The 1267-nt window shown below is 39.3% G+C and carries 1 protein-coding gene; it reads right to left on the reverse strand.

Annotated features, from left to right (window positions below; translation table 11 throughout):
• Positions 1–403: 403 nt before the first annotated feature.
• The coding region (locus ACS8FD_RS15170; RefSeq protein WP_439276461.1) for a hypothetical protein at positions 404–1267 on the reverse strand (864 nt) is incomplete at its 5' end.

Raw genomic sequence — 1267 nt, forward strand, 5'->3', positions numbered from 1 at the left:
GGTAGCGCAAGCACGCCTAAACGTAAGCTGTAGCTTTTAAAGTCTGTAAAGGATAATGGCAAAACCATAGTTAGCAACTTTTCATTATTCACGTTGGTTATTGATGTTTAAACACTGCCATCAGCAAATCGTTGGTAAGGCAGTAACATAGAAACTGTGCTGACGATAATACTCCGATAAATAATATGAGCAAGTCCATATAGCCAAAGTTTGAAAATAAAAATGACGTCAATAAAACAAAAGCAACCCGCCAATTCAAATGATGAACTGACAGGTATCCTTGTATTAAATGGCTAAGAAGCCAGACTGTAATTTTAATGCTTAAAAAACGTTTAAAACTTTTTCAGAGTCGTCTGGAGTTAATCATCATATGTATACTTATAAAAGCTCATATATTCAAAGATCATAATGATTCAGGCAAATCTTGTACGATTGCTTGATAGCCAATCAGTTTATTATTCGCATCAAATGCCTGCACGACAATAGCGTAGTTCGTCGAGACATTTGGAATAACAGGCGTGAATTGTGTTTCGCTATTAGCCAATACAGCATTCTGTACATAACCGTTGGCGCCAGACTCAGCTTTATTGACATCGATTTGGCTGACTAATACTTGTTTTGTGTTAGTTGGATTCTTCCAAGTGACGGTTTTTTGGTTACCATTACCAGTGATGTCGAGCATCATGGCACCTAGTGTATAATCGAGTGCATAAGTGGTAAAGTTAGAACGATCACTCAGAGTATAGGTAACCTTACAATTGTCTTTGGCAGCTGAAAGGGTGGTGCCACCTAGACTGTCTTGATATTCAAAACTGCCTCTCCATGGTGAGCCTACTTGGTTTTCCTTAAAGCTACCTGCAAAGGTAGTCATTAAGTTTGGCGTTTCAAGATCTAGATCATTGATATATTTGATGTCTAAAAATTCTGCTGTATCAAGGCTACCTGTTACCTTGCCCGTAATATAATTGTCTACTTTAAAGCCCGTATTGACATCGAGTGTGCGGTTTTCTTGACAAATCTGCTGTTGGTAACTGATACGCCCATCAACGCTACCAGCGCCGTCATCACTGATATCAAAATATATCGCTCCGATATCAATGTCGCTATTATCGCCATCATCAAGCTCGGTGAAGTGACCAACATAGAGACCGCCGCGCCCACCCTCTGGCGTCAATTTGTCTAAGAAATTATCTAATGACTCTTCTGGTAAAAATACAGACTCCAAAATCTCAGCCATGCTTTTTTCGTCATCAGTCAGCTTATCTTC

This window comes from Psychrobacter sp. 1U2 (assembly GCF_051847575.1).